Raw genomic sequence first — 19463 nt, forward strand, 5'->3', positions numbered from 1 at the left:
TCTGTTGTTGAACAACGTGTGTATGTAGCTCAGCTGGATAGAGCACTTGGCTACGGACCAAGGTGTCGGGGGTTCGAATCCTCTCATGCACGTAAACTGAAACAGGTTTGCTTCAAAAAAGCAAACCTGTTTTTTTATTCCAACACCGTCACCTACGAACAGCCTTTTTATAATTCAAAAAGTCCCGGCAAACATTTCCTGACAAATGGAACTGCCTACAACGAAATCTTAATCGTCATTTGTAGTGAGGCACTTCCATCTGTCAGAAAAAGTCTGCCGGGAATTATTTATAACCTTGCCGCAAGAATCTGACGTTTGACCTCCTGTCCATTCAGGATAAACTCTGCACGACCGTTCTCCAGTTGTATATTCTTTTCAAGTGCTCCGATATCCGAATTGAACTCTGTAACGGCATTCGTTCCAACATCAGCATTGGAACAGTACAGCTTGGCAGACATGACCGAATTACCAAAGGCAACCGCTGACTTGCCCTGTACCACGCTTTTAACTGCTGCATATCCGATATAGATATTCGTTCTTCCTGCACGGCATCCGATGCCATAACATTCCTTTGCACGGATATTCGACGAGATATTTACATTTTCCAGACGAACCATACAGCTGTTACCGGCAATCGTTCCGATACCGGTTATGATATTACCTGCTCCCTGAAGCTTTGCCGATATATTCTCAAGCTTAATATCTGCATCACCATTTACAGATCCAATGATCGTACCGTTTGATATACCGGAATAAATATCCATGTCGCAGTATTCTATAAACAATTCGGAATCACCATTTACAGATCCGATACAGGCTCCTTCCTGACCTTTCATATCAAACTCATAATGCCCGCGTTTGATATTGATAACACCGCCAAGTCCGGAACCAATACCAATGCCCTTCATACCATTTGCATTAATGATGATTCCACCATCCTGATAGAAGTTGAGTTCGCCATGATACTCATCCAATGAATTACCAATGCCAAAGTATTTTCCCGAATTCAGATTGATCGTCAGATTACCGTCTCCTACAACCGTAAGCACTGAACTATCCGGAACTCTGATACCTCCTGTACGTAGTTCGTTTTCTCCGGCAATCTGAAGATTTACATTACACTTCTTACCGATATCAATACACGGAATTCCGCGTTCTCCCGCAAGACTGACATTCTCAAGTATGATGGTACCACGGAATCCATCTTCTACAGACATCAGTATATTCGGCTGGAAGCCGACAGAACCTTTGATTATGATCTTTTTATTGATTCCCCGTGCTTTCTTAACCTTAATGCTTGTATATTTATTAGCGGCAAGCTGAACCATGGAAACCGTATCATTATAATCCGTCTCATATTCTTTCTTATACATTCTGGCATTCAGACTCTGATTATATTGAACAATTTCATTCATCACACGTTCATCGATCGAACGCACAACATACGGCTGCGGCCTTGATGTATAATAACCCTGAATCAGATCAACGCCCAGCTTAATAACCTCCCGCAGCTCCTGCGTCAATTCAATTCCCTCTGCCAACGTCAGAATATCATTATCATGCGCAAATTCTATAATATCCTTTACAAAATGCTGTTTCTGGATATCTTTGTGTATATCTGTCATGAGCATACGATCGATTTTTACAAACCGAGGCATATACCGAAGCAGATTATTTACATTGGAATAACCGGAACCGTAATCATCAATAGCAGTTTCAATATTCATCTTTGCAAAGGAGTTCTTCAGCTCCTTTAACTGATCATCCCCCATCTCTGTTTCTTCTGTAAATTCAACAACAAGCTCTCCTGCGTGCTGTTCCATAATCTCTGTTAATTTCTTCTTATCCTTACCTGTCAGCTGATACCCCGGAATACTGTTAATAAATACTTTCTTGCCCTCAAAATCCTGAGAGTGTTCCTCTATGTAATCAACCACATTAAAAAATGTCGCTTTTTCTATATCATATAAACGATTCAGACGATCTGCACTTTCCAACATATCAAGCGGCGAAATCCTACGCTCTGTGTCTGCACGCATCAGGGCCTCATATGCATAAACATCTCCTGTTCTGGCATTGATAATTGGTTGGAAATGATAAACAAACCGGTTATTATCCAGAATAAATTCCATCAGATGGTCATCCGCTTTCTGTTTATCCGTCAGAACACCTGCCCTTTCCTCTTTTCCCTGCTCTATGGCTTTCTTATTGTTCTTCACATTGATAGTTTCATTGATCAGATGATCCAGGGCTTCCGAACCGGAGATCATATCGCAGCGGATACCCGTGCAGATTTCAAGCTCATATGCCTCTTTACGCAATTCATTATACTGCTTTATCTTATCCGACAGACGTTTGATAAACGCCTCTCCACATGTTTCATCGGATGCTTCAACCGGGAACGCAACAACAAATTCATCATTACTGATACGGGCACATATAGCATCATCATCCTGACTTTCCGATATCAGCTGTGCCAATTTCAAAATAGCAGCATCCCCTGCTTTTCTTCCATAGCTTGCATTGATATTCTTTAATTTATTAATATCAATCGCGATCACTGCTATTGATTTACCATCAAATGTCGCATTCTCGCAAAGTTCATTTCCCTTCTGTAAGAAGCCCTTATAATTATACAAACCGGTCATTGCATCACGAATCTGTGTTGCTTCCATCTGGCACAGCAACTCCCGCAGACCATTCTGACGATAAAATGCTTCCATACTCTGCATAATACTCTTTAACCAGTTTCTGTAAACCTCTGTAAACTGTGCTTCTATATCTGTAAAACCAATAACTGCATAACCAAAGCTTCGGTTATCAAAATACAATGGTGTAAAGAAAAATGTCTCCGGATATTCTCTTTGCTCAGATAGTTCCGGTATCATCTCTTTCATTTCAAATATATCATCAAAGCTGATACGATTGTCTGTGTGTTCACTCGGTCCACATTTTATGATACGATATATCTTATCCGTATAGCCGTTAGAGCGCAGTGCGTCCTCACTGGTCATAACCTCCGATGAATTCCAGTAATCATTCATGCATATACTAAGCGAATGGAATGGCCGCACCTGATATACATGCTGAAATATCGTATTGAAAAAACCTCTGTGATCCCGTTCAGATAACAAATCCTCCATAAACTTGTTATAATAAGAAGAGTATCCCGTCTTCGCATGATCCGTATTCCAGAAATTCTCTTTTTCATCAAAATGTTTTTCCGACTGTATTTTTCCTTCGCATCCGCAGCTTGTCCCCTGAAAGATCACAGATTCTGATTCAAATTCCGGTATCGGTTCTTTCTCAAAGGATGCATGGATATATTTCGCACAATATCTGCCGCATTCTCTGGCCGGAATATCAGCGGATGTTAACTTGCATTTCAGGTTTTTCCCTTCTTCGGTAGAATCGTAACCGATCACTGCTACCTGCTCCGGTACATGAATATGATTACTGAATAATTCCGCCGCTACCCCGATCGCCATACAGTCATTTGCACATGCGATCGCCTCCGGAAGTTTCTCTCTGGAATCCAATATCAGCTTCACAACCTCTTTGCCGGAATCATACCAGTAATTGCCATAATAAATATTATTCGGATCAACCGGAATTCCATGCTCCGTCAGACTGTCTCTATATGCCTGCTCTCTCTGTATAGAATGAACATGATTCTTCCACCCGTCTAAAAACATAATATCGGAATAATGATGAACCTCGATCAAATGATCGATCAATTTCTTATATGGTTTATAATGATTTATCTTTACAGTCGGGAAATAACGACTATCCTTATCTACGAAAAGAACAACCCCTGAGAATACCTCGTGAATTTTGTCTTCTAACCGGGTTGCTATATCAGTTGCCTGAATGGTATCCGGAAGAACAATGATCGCATCAAATGCATCCCATTGAATCAGATTATAAATATTCGAATCCCCAATCTGTCTATACAGCGTATCCTGAAATCTTAAGTACATGGAAAATACACATATATCATATCCATAGACATATGCCTCCTCCATTAATCCTTTCATAAACAGACTCTGTGAATTCTCTTCTGCCTGTGCGATAATAACTCCAATTTTTCTGCGCTCCATATATGCTCCCCTCTAAAATACAAAATCCTTTTTCAGTTTAGCATAATTAAGCAGAAAAGTATATAAAAATGACTAAAAAAAGTTTACACCGCGTTATTTTCTGTGCATTTTATACAATTTCGACATAGTATCACATAAAAAAATATTATTTGTCATATTATAAATAACAGTCCTGTAAAGAAAAACAGGACTGTTCTGTACTTGTTCATATTCTGTTTTTATATCTTATATACTGCACTAAGATACCTGTTCAAACTGTGAATTATATAGCTCTGCATAAAATCCGTTCTGTGCCATCAGTTCCTCATGGTTACCCTGTTCAATGATATCGCCATCCTTCATGACCAGGATGATATCTGCATTTTTGATCGTTGATAATCGGTGCGCAATAACAAAGCTTGTTCTGCCCTTCATCAGATTATCCATTGCACGCTGAATGCTGTGTTCTGTTCTGGTATCAACGGAAGAGGTCGCTTCATCCAGGATCAGAACCGGATTATTTGCAAGGATTGCTCTTGCAATCGTAAGAAGCTGTTTCTGTCCCTGTGAAATATTCGTCACTTCTTCATTTAACTCCATCTGATAACCACCCGGAAGTGCCGAGATAAATCGATGTGCATGAGCTGCCTTTGCTGCCGCAATTACTTCCTCATCCGTCGCATCCAGTCTTCCATAACGAATATTCTCCATGATCGTCCCCTTAAACAGCCATGTTTCCTGAAGAACCATACCGAGAGCATCACGAAGCTCTCTTCGATTATATTCTTTAACATTGTGACCATCTAACAGGATGGCTCCTTCATTTACATCATAGAACCGCATCAGCAGCTTAACCATAGTGGTCTTACCTGCTCCGGTCGGACCAACGATCGCTACCTGTTTGCCCGGGTCAACATGAACACTGAAATCATGAATAATGATCTTCTCAGGATCGTATCCGAACTTTACATGACGGAAATCTACTTCACCCTTTATATCCTCGACAGAAGCAGGATGCTCAACAACCTGAACCTCCTCTTCTTCCTCTAACAGTTCAAATACACGTTCCGCCGCTGCTGCCATCTGCTGCATCATATTTGTAACCTGTGCTACCTGCTGGATCGGCTGTGTAAAATTCTTTACATACTGGATAAATGCCTGAATATCACCGATCGTGATCGTGCCACGAATGGCAAGCGCCGCACCCGAAATAGCTACGCCTACATATCCGAGGTTGCCGACAAACATCATAACCGGCTGCATCAGACCGGAAAAGAACTGGGCTTTCCATGCGGATTTGTATAAGACTTCATTTGTCTCATGGAATTCCTTTAAGGTTGTTTCCTCTTTGTTAAATGCTTTGATTACCGTATGCCCGCCATAAACTTCTTCAACCTGTCCATTGATATGTCCGACATACTCCTGCTGCTGTTTGAAGAAACGCTGTGACTTCTTAATGATAATACCCATTAATGCCACACTGATCGGCAGGATAATAATTGCGATCATCGTCATAAGCGGGCTGATCGTAAGCATCATGATAAATACACCGATAACAGTCGATACCGAAGTAATAAGCTGTGTGATACTCTGATTTAATCCGTTTCCCATCGTATCAATATCATTTGTAATACGGGATAATACCTCACCATAGGTTCTGGATTCAAAATACTTAAGTGGCATACGGTTGATCTTCTCAGATACATCCTTACGCATCTTATAACATAACTTCTGGGTCACACCTGTCATGATGATACCCTGTGTAAAGTTAAATAATACACTTAACAGATACAGTCCCAGACAGAACAGGAGAATCTTACCGATATAGGTGAAATCGATTCCGCCGATTCCATTTATCTTCCGCATAATGCCTTCTGATAACGCTGTCGTTGCCTTACCAAGTACCTTCGGGCAGACAACATTGAATACTGTACTGAACACCGCAATGACCATGACCACGATCACTGCCGGCAGATATTTTCTTGAATAACGAACCAGCTTCGATATGGTTCCTTTAAAATCCTTTGCTTTCTCGCCGCCTCCCATTCCAGGAGGTCCCATATGTCGTCCACCACGTCTTGGTCTGTTTTCTTCCATGTCTGTTGCCTTCCTTTCCTGAGTTCTTACGCTATGCTCGCCGCAATCTCTTTTTCAGATAACTGCGAACGGGCGATCTGTTCATATACCGGACAATTCTCCATCAGTTCTTTGTGTGTACCCTTGCCTACGATCTTTCCCTCATCCAGTACCAGTATCTGGTCTGCATGCAAGATCGTGCTGACACGCTGGGCAACGATAAATACCGTACTGTCTGTCATGTCTTCACGAAGTGCTTTTCTGACTGCCACATCCGTCTTGAAATCAAGAGCGGAGAAGCTGTCATCAAATATATAGATCTTTGCATTCCGGGCTACTGCTCTGGCAATCGCCAGTCTCTGCTTCTGACCGCCGGAAACATTTGTACCACCCTGCGAAATGCTGCTGTCATACTGTTTATCCTTTTCCTCGATGAAATCTGTTGCCTGTGCGATCGCTGCCGCTTTCTTCATCTGTTCATCGCTTGCATCCTCTGCACCAAACCGGATATTAGATGCGATCGTGCCGGAGAACAGCACACCCTTCTGCGGCACATAACCGATATTCTCCCGAAGACTCTCAATTGATACATCCCGGATATCCGTTCCGTCGATCGTGATCTTACCACCTGTGACATCATAGAATCTTGGCATAAGCTGCACCAGGGAAGATTTACCACAGCCGGTACTTCCTATGATCGCTGTCGTCTCGCCCGGTCTTGCTTCAAAATCAAGATCTGTCAGAACATCTTCATCCGCTCCCGGATATGCGAAGCTTACATGTTCGTAACGGACAACACCCTTTACAGCTTCTAACTTCTTACAATCCGGCTTGTCACAGATCGTACTCTCTGTATCAATAACTTCCTTGATTCGGTCTGCTGCCACGCCTGCCCTTGGAAGCATAACGGATAACATACCGATCATTAAGAAGGACATAATGATCATCATCGTATAAGTAATAAACGCTGTCATGGATCCAACCTGAAGCTCACCCGAATCGATTCTGTGAGCCGCAACCCACTCGATCAGGATCGTAACCGCATACATAATAAACATCAGAACCGGCATCATAAATGTCATTACACGGTTTACAAATAATGATGTCTTTGTCAGATCCTTATTCGCCTTATCAAAACGTTCTTCTTCGAACTTCTCTCTGCCAAATGCCCGGATAACCGGAATACCGGTCAGGATCTCTCTGGACACAAGATTAACACGGTCAACCAGATCCTGCATGATCTTGAACTTTGGAAGTGCAATCGCCATTAACACTCCGAGAACAACCAGGATGCCTGCTACCGCAACTACGATCACCCATCCCATGCTGGCGCCGCTCTCTACAACCTTTATGATACCGCCAACTGCCAGAACCGGTGCATATAAAACCATACGGAGCAGCATAACCGTAACCATCTGGATCTGTTGAACGTCATTTGTCGAACGCGTGATCAGGGATGCAGTCGAGAACCGGTTGATCTCTGCATCCGAGAATGAAATAACCCGTTTGAAAATGCTTTCTCGCAGATCACAGCCCACACCTGCAGCTACTCTTGCGGCTACCAGACCGGTAAGTATCGCCGATGCAACCATTAACAATGTCATAAGAATCATCTCTACACCGACACGTTTCAGATAGGACATCTGGATATCCTTATAATTATAATCCATACTGTCATAACAGGTTCTTGTACAGGTAATGGCAGATGACATCATCATATCATCCCCCATACTGTCACGCATGGAATCGATCATCTGCTTCATCTGCGTTCCCATCTGACTCCACATCTCAGGCGGCAGCTCGTCCAATGTCATACCGCTTGCTGCAAGCATCTGCTTTAACTGATTATCTTCATCCGAATCCACCATCGTATATGGATAATAATACATCATCATCGGCTCCATACACGCCTGATCGATCTCATCTATATGATCCTTGCCGTCATCTGTCATATGGTATATGCCATCATCCGACTGCTCATAATACTTTTCCCACACCGTCACATCATCTTCATCCATAAACCCTTTAATAATGGTATACGCTTTTTCCGGGATCTGCAACGGACTACAATGATCAATGCCGTAATTCTGGATACCGGTATCGATCAGCTTCGACGTATAATCCGGCAATGCCAGATCACAATATGCCTGAACGATCAATAACAGAACAATGATCAGAACCGATTTCCAATATGGCTTCAAATTCTTAATTATCTGCATACTTTCACCTCTCTATAATTTTCGCATGTAGAGGTATTCTATCACTACATATATAAAAGTCAATTAAATTCCCATAAAAAATGAATGAAAAAAGACCCGTCTGCCAACTTGGACAGACGAGTCTCCTTGTATATTTAATACATAATATATTGGGGCTTTATTTTACTGTAATCTTCAGTTTCTTACGGGCACCATTCTGAGCAAGTGCATATACATAACATGTACCTTTCTTCTTACCCTTGATTCTGCCTCCCTGTGAAACAGTTGCGATCTTGCTATTTGTTGAGATCCAACGAACCTTCTCACAGTGAACTTTCAGTTTCTTATTCTTAGCCATCTTGACTGTTGCATCAAGATAAACGGATTTGCGCTTTTTAACTGTAACCTTTGAAACCGTCTTACCCTTTGTGTTCTTTACAGTAACACCGATCGGGTTGTTGTACTTGTATTTCTTTGTTGCAGTTATTGTATGTAACTGGAAGGACTTGCCGATCATTCTCTTTTCTATCTTTCCAGTCTTGGAATTTCTTACATTCTTATAAGCAATAACCTTAAATTTATAGAATGTATTCTTCTTGAACTTCTTACCGCCTGCAAGCTTTGTAAGTGTATAGCTAATGTTCTTCTTACCCTTTAACTTACTTGCAGAAACAGTCTTGATCTTCTTATATTTGTAAATCTTATTCTTCTTATTGCAATAGTTACCGTAGATGATGTATCCATCAGCCTCTTTCAGACGTTCCCAACGTAAGGTCACCTTGCTTGTTGTAGCAGAAGCTCTGCCTGTAAGCTGTCCCTTGGTATACTTGTCTACCTTGTCGCTTGAAATCCACTTATCGGCTTCTTTTGTACCTGGCTTTGGTCCCGGCTGTGTTACTTCTTCTTTACTAACGGTTACTTTTCCATCTGAAAGACGGATTACAACAAACTGTACTGCATCACTGTCTTCCATACCATTCTTAACTGCGATCGCTGTGATCGTAGTTGTGGAATTCTTCTTAATTGTAAGTGGCTTTGTATACTTTGTACCATACTTGGTTGTTGGGTAACTTCCATTTGTTGTATAGTAGATCGTTGCACCTGCTGTCTTTGTTGCAAGGGTAAATGTATTGTTATCCTTAGAACGTGTTCCTGTTGGTGCTGCAACTTGTTCCTTAACAGGATTTACAGGTGTAGACGGAATCAGTTTGCTTACTTCTGCTGATACCACATCACTGTTTAACTTACCCGGAAGAGATGCAATTGCCTTAATTGTCTTACCGGCAACAGAAGCTGCATCAATCGGGCCTGTATACTTCTTGCCATTCTTCTTGCTTGGTGTGCTTCCATCTGTTGTGTAGTAGATCGTTGCACCCTTTACTGCTGAAACAGTAATTGTCTTTTTGTCACTGCTTGCTGCGATCGTTGGCTTCTGGGTCTTCAGATCTGCTACCTTGACAGTTGCAATATCACTGTCCTTCATGTTATCTTTTACACCAATAACCTTAATCGTATCAATCGTCTTTCCATTCTTATCTGTTGCAGGAATTGACCCTGTATATTTGGTTCCGTTCTTCTTGCTTGGTGTTGATCCATCTGTTGTATAGTAAATATCTGCATCCTTCGGATCTGCTGTGATGATCAGTGATGTGCCATCATCGGAAACCTTAACGGATGGCTTACCAACCTGAGCTTCATCCCCTCCAAATGGTTTGCCAGGCTCCAATGATTCTACCGCATATTCCCGAACATCACTGTCTTTCATGTTAGCCTTAACACCAACCGCCTTTACTGTTTTAATCTGCTTACCATCTGCTCCTAGTACAGAAAATGGTCCTATATATTTCTTACCGTGTGTCTTGCTTGGAGTTGTTCCGTCTGTTGTATAATAGATATCTGCACCCTCTGTAGTTGTAGAAAGGATTACTGCACTCTTATCATCTGTCAGTTTTGCAGTTGGCTTATCAACCTGTTTGATTACGATCACTGGTGGATCCAGCTGCTCCTTCACTGTGAAGTACGCAATATAGCTGTCCTTCATTCCAGATTTTACAGCGATCATGGTAATCTTCTTTCCTACATTATCCTTAACTGACAATGCTCCTGTATACTTGGTTCCATTCTTGCTGCCTGGATCACTTCCATCTGTTGTGTAATAAATGGTTGCACCTGCTGTCTTTGTAGCAAGAGTAAATGTCTTCTTGTCCGATGACACTGTTACGGTCGGTGTTTCTACACGTTTCAGATTTTCATCGGATGTATTAACAGGCTTTGAAACAGATGTCGGCTCACTTGCATAATTTGTGTATAAACCTTCATCAATACCCACCGTTGTAAGATCATCCACATTGATTTTTTCTGCAACAATATAAACTTTATATTTGTCAAAAATATTTTCTGTTGTTATTCCAGCCTTGCCAATCTTGTTAACAACTGCTGCAAGATTAAGTTTTGTTGTGCCTGACAATGTAGCTGCTGCTACATCCTCCAGCTTTCCATATGCCAAGATATTTGCATTCTTTGCATTATAATTCTTATCTGTTACAAGATATGAAAGCTGATTTACACTCTTCTTATTGGTTCCACTGATCTTATACGGAATTGTAACCACATTACCGGACATGGAAGGAGTCTCTGTAACTGCTGTTGTCATTCCATCATCTAAAAGTGTCAGCTTATATTCTGCACCATAAGTTCCAGCCTTGCCTGCTACAAGATTCGTAAACAGAACTGCATCCTTGTTGATGTTCATAGCCGGTGATGTTCTACATTGAAAATCGTATACATTGTCCAATTGTCCATCTGATGTAACATAACTTCCCACTATATGATAATTAGGCGGAGTATAAGTACTTCTTAAATTATAACCGGTTCCCTTTACTCTCTGCATAGAAGCCTGGATCGTATCCGGATATCCATAGCTGGTATTCGTAGCCTCTCCCACACTCAATGCAAAAACCTTGGTATCCTTCAACTGTGTTTTATCTGATAATTTACCGGCAAGTCCTGCACCATCTGTTGCAGATACGCCTGTCTTTGTACTGGATGCAATTGTGCTCTTTTCTACCGATGTAAATGTCTCCAGGAAACCGGTACTGTCATCATTCATCCATTCATTCTTAAATACATTATTATTTGTATCTTCACTATTATATTTGTGGTTAATGGTTGAATCATATTCAAGCAGATAACTGTTGCCAGTATTAAAATCTGCTCCGGAATCTGTATCAAGTACACGGAACTTTAATGGTTCGCCCTTATAAGAACCAAACCAGACATAATTTCCTTTCCATTTTTCTGTTGGATCTGGCTTTGGATCCGGATCAATGATCGGACCGTCTGGATCTACATCTGGTTCATTTTCCGCTTTTGGAATAGATACCTGAACAGGCTTACTTGCATAATCTGTAAACAGGCTCTCATCAATATCAGATGTCGATGCTATATCCTTTCTTATTGTTTCAACAACCAGATAAATTTTATAATTGTTTACTAAACGATCAACGGTACAGCTATTTCCAATCTTCGCTGCTATAGATGCAAGATTTAATCTTACATCTCCTGCCATAGATGCTGTTGCTGCTTTTCCATATGCAAGCACTTTTACACCTGATGCATTATATGCTTTGTCTGTTACCAGATATGATATCTGATTTCCCGCTTCTCCTGCCACGGAATATGGCACTGTTACAACATTACCGGTTCGATCAACAGAACCTCCTACAGAAAGCTCCATTGACGGATCCAGTATTGTAAACTTATATGCTGCTCCATATTGACCGGCTGTACCGGATACCAGTGATGTAAATAATACATTATTTTTATTCAAGTTAAACGCCGGTGTAGATGCCAGTGGTCCCTGGAAGCAAAGTTCAACACCATCTTTTACCTGAACACCCATTGCACCTGAGCGTCCGGAATTCTTAGCAGTAGATCTTATAAAATATCCATACAGTGTTTTATTCACATTCTGTTCTCTCTGCTTTGCCTTGTTCGCTGTATCAGGATATCCATAATGTGTATTTCTGTATTCGGAAGCATCAAGCGCAAACACCTTGTCCTTATTTAACGGTGTATATATATATTCAGAACCGCCTGCAGCAAAATTTAAGCCGCCATCACTGCTGTTTTTTGATGCTTTTGTACTTGCCAGGATTCCATTCAATTCAACTGAAGAAAATTCATTTAAAAAATAAGGCATCTCTTTATTTGTAATGGAACAGGTCATTTTTTTATAACCGGTTTCATTCATCCATTTAACTAATGAACTGTCAGCATAGGAATACTGCTCTGTAGATGTCGTCTTACCTGCAAAAGTATAGGAGTATACCTGCGGTCCGACCACTTTATCTGTCTGAAGCAGCATACTGGAAGCACCAGTAGAAAATGAATACCGGCTTTCTGTATCTAATACACGATACTTGATCGGTTCCCCATCATACTTACCATAGTACACATAACTTCCCTTCCAGGAAGCTGTTGTACTCAACTTGTCACCATTATGAGATCCATATGGATTCCCAATTCCTGAAACGCCGATACCTAAAATCGTTTTTCCGGTTTCAGTTGTCGCAGCGTCAACTTTTGAAAGTGGGCTTATGACCGGCAATAAACTAATCGCCATTGCCGCACTTAGCGCCAATGCTGTTCCACGTTTGAAAAAATCCTTTTTCATAGTTTACCTCCATTCTTCATTCTGAACTGTTCATTCCTTTTTTTACAGTTCATTTTCCGGATACCATCCCTTATGGCATCCTTTTTCTTTGTTATTTATTTTGTGACATTTCACAATATAGAAGTATATATTGTCGTATATTAAATATCAAGATTAAAAGCAATTTTCAGGTCATTTTCGTATAAATGTATATAAAACATACGCATTTTATTGTTTTTAAGGGCATTTTTGTACCATATAGCTAATTACAAACTTAATATTTATGTAAATTTCCGTCTTTATCCAGCTTAATAATTAATCTGAAAACGGAAACCGAATATTTTCAAATGACATATATCGTATAACTAATATCATATGTAATATTACGTCTAATTTATATTTTATAAAAATTTACATAAAATACATAGTTGAGGTGATTATATGAGCAAACACGCTGAAGTGACTCATAATAATAAGCGATATATAGAATTGGGGTATAATATTTCGTATTATCGCAAGCATAAGGGATATACTCAGGAACAGCTTGCAGAAAAACTAGACATTTCAAGACAACATCTGGGAGCCGTCGAAGCCCCCAACATCGTCCGATCCATTTCGCTGGATCTGCTGTTTAATATTGCAGATGCGCTTGAAATAGATGTTCGTAAGCTTCTGGATTTTCATGGAAATGCCTAAAAAAAGATATGACGCAAATCCCACCAGAGAAATTTACGCCATATCTTTTTTCTTTATAGAAACTATTTTAATAATTAGTCTACTTTGATCTCTTTGATCCATCCTTCCGGAGCTTCGATTCTGCCCATCTGGATACCTGTTAATGTATCATAGAGCTTCTGGATAACCGGTCCCATCTTCTCCATTCCACTTGGGAAGCAGATTTCTTTGCCATGATCAACAATCTTACCTACCGGTGAGATAACGGCTGCTGTACCACACAGACCACACTCTGCAAAATCTTTTACCTCATCGAAGTATACTTCTCTGTGCTCTACTTTCAGTCCGAGGTACTTCTCAGCAACTACCATAAGTGAACGTCTTGTGATTGATGGAAGGATACTGTTTGACTTAGGGGTTACAACTGTTCCATCCTTTGTTACGAAGATGAAGTTTGCTCCACCTGTCTCTTCTACCTTTGTTCTGGTTGCTGCATCTAAGTACATGTTCTCATCATAACCTTCCTGATGAGCTGTAACAATTGCATGAAGGCTCATTGCATAGTTCAAACCAGCCTTGATATGACCCGTTCCATGAGGTGCTGCACGGTCAAAATCTGAAACCTTGATCGTAATTGGCTTTGCACCGCCCTTAAAGTAAGGACCTACTGGTGTACAGAACATTCTGAACTGATACTCATCTGCCGGCTTAACACCGATTACAGGATTTGAACCAAACATATATGGTCTGATGTAAAGAGTTGCACCTGAACCATAAGGTGGAACATAAGCAGCATTTGCTCTTACTGTCTCTTCTACTGCCTTTACAAATCTATCTTCCGGGAATGCAGGCATCTCAAGTCTCTTTGCTGAATCTGCCATTCTGCTTGCGTTCAGATCAGGACGGAAACATACGATTCTGCCATCTTCTGTTGTATATGCCTTTAATCCTTCAAATACTGTCTGGGCATACTGAAGAACACCTGCACACTCACTTAATACAATGTTTGCATCATCTGTTAATGTTCCTTCATCCCATGCACCATTCTTATAATTTGATACATATCTTTTATCCGTTTTGATATAACCAAAACCGATACTTGACCAGTCAATATTTTTCTTCTCCATAACTATTCATCCTTTCAGTTTCTATTTCGCAAAAAAATAATATTCATAGTTTCTGTTATAGCACATTCTTTTCTCAATTTCCATAGTATTGATAATTTTTTTACTGCTCAAATATATATTTTACCATATCTGATACGGCATTACTGTCCTTATGCTTTAAGGTTCTCTTTGCAAGCGGCACGCGATCCGTGATGATATTATCCACGCCAATTGCCATCATACGACGCATCTCGCTGCTGGTATTTACCGTCCATGCGCAGACCATAATACCTTTTTTATGTGCTCCGGTTACCACCTGCCTGGTCAGGTATCTGGCATCAATGCTTAACACATCCATTGCTTCATAATTTGTCCGGTTGCTGTATCCGAAGCTGTATATATAGCCCGTCACGATATCCGGATCATCTTTCTTGATCCGTACAAGAGACCGCTGCTTAAAGGATGTGACAATACATTGCTCTTCCATGTTATTCTCTTTGAGCATCTGCGCAACCTTTGCTTCCAGTTCCCCGTCGTTCCGAACCGTTTTCAATTCTATGTTCATCATGACCTTGCCTTTACAGGTATCGATTGCTTCCTGTAAGGTTGGAATCTTTGTTCCGGCATATTCATCCGAAAATTCTGCTCCGGCATCCAATTGCTGCAGCTCCTCATAAGTAGTATCACATACCAGCTTATCAACGCCTGTCGTCCGCTTAGTCGATGGGTCATGCATCAGCACAAGTACCCCATCTGAAGTCAGTCGTACATCCATCTCCACATAATCTGCTCCTTCTTCGATTGCCTTTTCAAATGCAGGGATCGTATTCTCCGGAGCTTCACTGCTGGAACCTCTGTGTGCAGTAATCAACGTTGCCCCAAGGGAAGCGTATGTCGGTGTCGTACCTGCAGACAAAAATCTGATATTCAAATATATTGCCAGCACACAGGCAACAGCAACCATACTGACCAGTACATAATGGGTCTGCTTGTTAAGATCAGCATTATCTACATAATACATAAGCATCTTTGGTCGTGCGAGCTGTAATGCTGCAGAAATGTTGAACATACCACAGATAAAAAGCAGCAGCCCTCCGACAACGATGTTTATACGATTATACACTTCATAAAACAGTATCAGAACATTGTCGCCATCAGATTTTGCCTTGATAACAAGAACACTTACCAGAATAAATACTGCATATAGTACCGCACAGAATAAAGCAATAAACAATTCCCATAACATCTGGAACATAAAATGATGAAATCTTTCCCGTCGTGTCAGCCGGGTCTGCTCTTTTGCTTTCGATGCATCGACATTTCCAAGGATCAGCAACCGGATATATGGAATCTTTACGGACATAACCCAGATACATATCAGATAGATCACTGCAAATCCGATCCAAAATGCTTTCTTTCCGGTTCCCCGAATACACAATTTCAACAGGTATTTTGTGACCGTATTATTATTTAACGCCATCAGAAACGGTGGCATGTATACTGCAAACGCAAATGGAAGCATGTAGAAAATACGCACAATTTTCCTTTTTCCAAAGAAACGGAAGAAATGCTTCTCGACCTGTACCAGATATTCAATCAAGCCATGTCTGCTGTGCCGGAGTGATGCATCAAACAATACAATATACATCGTAAGGTTCAACAACATGAACACCATGAGCAGCACAATAAGAAGCAATATATAAATAATAGATCCCGGCTTAATCAGGACATCCAGAAAGTTCTCTTTCGTGATCGAACTGTATCCGGACAATTTGATCGCCAGATAGAATCCACGAAATACAACCGGAACCAGAATAAACGACGAAACCAGTAGAAAAGCAAGCTGACATAGTACCACCCTTATTTTATTATGTGCCAGAAAATATCTGATCCGGAGCATATATTCCGCTTTCATATCTGTCTGCCTCCTGGTTGTCTGTTCAAAACAGGCATTGCAGAATATTCTATGCTTTCTGCAATTGCCTGTTTCATCTCATAGTCTATATTATAGGCACAACCGAAGCTATCTGCAAGCACTCTCTGTCACAATAATCTGACAACCGAACACATCCGGCTTCTGGCGATATATAAAAACCGGGGAAATGTTCTACACAATTAATCGTACTTACCGTAACGCACTATACAAAAAGGCACCCACAATAAATTTTAATATCTCAGGATATTATTTGCGCTATAACATGACATTCGCAAGGATTTCGTTATGAATTGCACATTGTCAGTAAATACGGGTGCCTGTCTGAGCCAAAGGCGAGTTGGCACAGGAGTATTTACGAATCCGACATGTGCAACGAATAGAAATCCCCGCGAGTCATTTATAGTGTAAATAATATTCAAGATATAAAATTTATCGTGGATGCCGCCACATTCGTTTAGAAGCCGGTGTTTCGGTTATCGGTAATACGCTTTGCCTTGCCCTCGGAACGAGCAATAGACTTCGGCGGAAGCAGTTCTACCTTGGCACTGATCAGCAGAGTCTGCTTGATCTGTGTCTTGATATATGCAGCCAGCTTCTCAAGCTTATCCGCATCGTTTATATCAACATCATCCTTTAATTCCACCTGAACAGTAAGCTTATCCTGTGAATTCACACGATCAACTACCAGCATATAATGTGCAGATGCTTCTTTCACACCCATCAGTACAGCTTCAATCTGACTTGGGAATACATTGACGCCACGAACAACAAGCATATCATCGGTACGTCCTGTGATACGGCTCATCTTAACTGTTGTTCTTCCACAAGCACATGTTCCGTGATGTAAAGTACAGATATCATGCGTTCTGTAACGGATCATAGGCGCACCTGTCTTGGTCAGTGTAGTAAATACCAGTTCACCCGGTGTATCATCCGGAAGCGGTTCTTCTGTTACCGGATCGATGATCTCTGCAAGCACATGATCTTCATTGATATGCATACCATGCTTTTCCATGCATTCAAATGCAACACCGGGACCACCAATCTCCGTAAGTCCATAGATATCGAGTGCATCAAAATCAAGCAGATCTTCCAGATGCTGTCTCATTTCTTCCGTCCATGGCTCTGCACCAAAGTAGCCGGATTTCAACTTTAATTCTTCCGGCTTGATTCCCATTTCACGGATGGTCTCTGCCAGATATGTTGCATAAGACGGTGTACAACAGAGCATCGTAGCACCAAGCTCTTTCATCATTATGATCTGTCTCTGTGTATTACCGGATGACATTGGAATTACTGTAGCCCCAATCTCTGTTGCACCCTGATGTGCCCCCAGTCCTCCGGTAAACAAACCATAACCATAAGCAATCTGAATGATATCATCCTTTGTACCGCCTGCAGCAGTCAGTGCTCTGGCAACCATCTCTGTCCATACCTCAATATCATTTTCCGTATATCCTGATACGATCGGCTTTCCGGTTGTTCCTGAAGAACCCTGAATACGTACAATATCTTTAAGATCTGCAGCAAATAGTCCATATGGGAAATTATCTCTCAAATCGGTTTTCTGCATAAATGGAAGCTTTACGATATCTTCAATTCCATTAATATCTTCCGGTTTTACTCCGGCTTCATCCATTCTCTTTCTGTAAGCAGGAACATTATTATATTCCAACTCTACGGTAGCTCTCAGTCTCTCTCCCTGAAGCTTTTTTCTTTCATCAAAATCCATACATTCCATTGCATCGTTATAGATGTAATGAATCTTCTTCTGTCTCATATGTGACTATCCTCCATGTCTGATCTTGGCTTTGCTTTTTCGCTTTTATGTTTTTCCACACTAAAGCGTTCATCCATAAAAATTTTAGCTGAGCAGCCTGTATATGTCAAGGAAGTTTTTACCTTCCCTTAAAGATTTTCCATATAGCACAAAACGACCACCACACAGGCGCGTCCTGCATGATGGTCGTTCTGTCAATATATTGGTATATAAGATTTACGCAAATCTTGTTGTGTTAATCTTAACACCAGGACCCATTGTTGAAGCAATTACAACGCTCTTAAGGTACTGTCCCTTAGCAGCTGATGGCTTTGCTTTTACAATAGCATCCATTAAGGTCTGGAAGTTTTCGTCTAACTGTTCCTCTGTAAAGGAAGCTTTTCCCACTGGCACATGGATAATATTGGCTTTATCAAGTCTGTACTCTATCTTACCAGCTTTGATATCATTAACTGCTTTTGTTACGTCCATTGTAACTGTACCAGCCTTAGGGTTTGGCATTAAGCCTTAGGTCCAAGTACACGACCAAGACGTCCAACAACACCCATCATATCAGGTGTAGCTACAACAACATCGAAATCTAACCATCCGTCTTTCTGGATCTTTGGAACTAACTCCTCACCACCTGCATAATCAGCACCTGCAGCAAGAGCTTCGTCTACCTTATCTCCCTTAGCAAATACGAGAACCTTAACTGTTTTACCTGTTCCATGAGGTAATACAACAGCACCACGTACCTGCTGATCTGCGTGACGTCCATCAACACCCAGTCTTAAGTGAGCTTCGATTGTCTCGTCAAATTTAGCTGTAGCCATTTTCTTTACCAAAGCAACTGCCTCTTCAAACTCGTAAACGGCTGTTTTGTCATAGAGCTTGCTTGCATCTATATATTTCTTACTCTTCTTCATTATAAACCTCCTGTGGTCTTATCGGGAGCGACCTCCCACCAAAATGTTTTT

At 41.0% G+C, this 19463-nt stretch carries 7 protein-coding genes, 1 tRNA gene and 2 pseudogenes; 2 read left to right on the plus strand and 8 right to left on the minus strand.

What is annotated here, in order from left to right:
* Positions 1-18 precede the first annotated feature (18 nt).
* A tRNA-Arg gene (locus tag DW959_RS09770) sits at positions 19-92 on the plus strand.
* 195 nt (positions 93-287) lie between these two features.
* On the opposite strand, the gene DW959_RS09775 is transcribed toward DW959_RS09770, so the two are convergent.
* The 4 genes and pseudogenes from DW959_RS09775 to DW959_RS09790 all read right to left on the minus strand — a co-directional run bounded on the left by DW959_RS09775 (position 288) and on the right by DW959_RS09790 (position 13028).
* Positions 288-4100 carry an EAL domain-containing protein gene (locus DW959_RS09775; protein ID WP_118616006.1) on the minus strand — a complete coding sequence of 1271 codons (3813 nt, stop codon included), beginning with the start codon at positions 4098-4100 and terminating at the stop codon, positions 288-290.
* A 237-nt stretch (positions 4101-4337) separates the two neighbouring features.
* Positions 4338-6176 (minus strand): ABC transporter ATP-binding protein, encoded by a 1839-nt coding sequence (locus DW959_RS09780; RefSeq protein ID WP_117808713.1) that lies wholly within the window; start codon positions 6174-6176, stop codon positions 4338-4340.
* A gap of 38 nt (positions 6177-6214) precedes the next feature.
* A pseudogene (locus DW959_RS09785) lies at positions 6215-8374 on the minus strand (ABC transporter ATP-binding protein); the annotation flags it as partial.
* 157 nt (positions 8375-8531) lie between these two features.
* Positions 8532-13028, minus strand: coding sequence for a chitobiase/beta-hexosaminidase C-terminal domain-containing protein (locus tag DW959_RS09790; protein WP_118616008.1), 4497 nt, complete (start codon positions 13026-13028; stop codon positions 8532-8534).
* A gap of 420 nt (positions 13029-13448) precedes the next feature.
* Between DW959_RS09790 and DW959_RS09795 the strand changes: the two genes are divergently transcribed.
* Positions 13449-13703: a helix-turn-helix transcriptional regulator gene (locus DW959_RS09795; protein ID WP_118616010.1), complete on the plus strand. Its 255-nt coding sequence runs from the start codon at positions 13449-13451 to the stop codon at positions 13701-13703.
* A gap of 74 nt (positions 13704-13777) precedes the next feature.
* Here DW959_RS09795 and DW959_RS09800 read toward each other — a convergent pair whose 3' ends face one another.
* From DW959_RS09800 to rplA, 4 genes and pseudogenes are all read right to left on the minus strand, one after another.
* Positions 13778-14809: a branched-chain amino acid aminotransferase gene (locus DW959_RS09800; protein WP_117808716.1), complete on the minus strand. Its 1032-nt coding sequence runs from the start codon at positions 14807-14809 to the stop codon at positions 13778-13780.
* Between the two features lie 100 nt (positions 14810-14909).
* A complete protein-coding gene (locus DW959_RS09805) occupies positions 14910-16703 on the minus strand; it encodes a glycerophosphodiester phosphodiesterase family protein (protein ID WP_117808717.1) in 1794 nt (597 codons plus the stop codon).
* Between the two features lie 475 nt (positions 16704-17178).
* Positions 17179-18504, minus strand: coding sequence for a phenylacetate--CoA ligase (locus DW959_RS09810; RefSeq protein WP_118616012.1), 1326 nt, complete (start codon positions 18502-18504; stop codon positions 17179-17181).
* 216 nt (positions 18505-18720) lie between these two features.
* Positions 18721-19412: pseudogene (gene rplA, locus DW959_RS09815) on the minus strand (50S ribosomal protein L1).
* Positions 19413-19463: the final 51 nt, after the last annotated feature.

Origin of the sequence: Clostridium sp. AM46-21 (genome assembly GCF_003480025.1) — a bacterium.
GTDB classification, from domain to species: Bacteria; Bacillota; Clostridia; order Lachnospirales; family Lachnospiraceae; genus Coprococcus; species Coprococcus ammoniilyticus.

What these genes read in the sequence shown, in the direction of transcription:
- DW959_RS09775 (WP_118616006.1), bottom strand. Translation starts at nt 4,100, where the DNA reads ATGGAGCGCAGAAAAATTGGAGTTATTATCGCACAGGCAGAAGAGAAT.
- DW959_RS09780 (WP_117808713.1), bottom strand. Translation starts at nt 6,176, where the DNA reads ATGGAAGAAAACAGACCAAGACGTGGTGGACGACATATGGGACCTCCT.
- DW959_RS09790 (WP_118616008.1), bottom strand. Translation starts at nt 13,028, where the DNA reads ATGAAAAAGGATTTTTTCAAACGTGGAACAGCATTGGCGCTAAGTGCG.
- DW959_RS09795 (WP_118616010.1), top strand. Translation starts at nt 13,449, where the DNA reads ATGAGCAAACACGCTGAAGTGACTCATAATAATAAGCGATATATAGAA.
- DW959_RS09800 (WP_117808716.1), bottom strand. Translation starts at nt 14,809, where the DNA reads ATGGAGAAGAAAAATATTGACTGGTCAAGTATCGGTTTTGGTTATATC.
- DW959_RS09805 (WP_117808717.1), bottom strand. Translation starts at nt 16,703, where the DNA reads ATGAAAGCGGAATATATGCTCCGGATCAGATATTTTCTGGCACATAAT.
- DW959_RS09810 (WP_118616012.1), bottom strand. Translation starts at nt 18,504, where the DNA reads ATGAGACAGAAGAAGATTCATTACATCTATAACGATGCAATGGAATGT.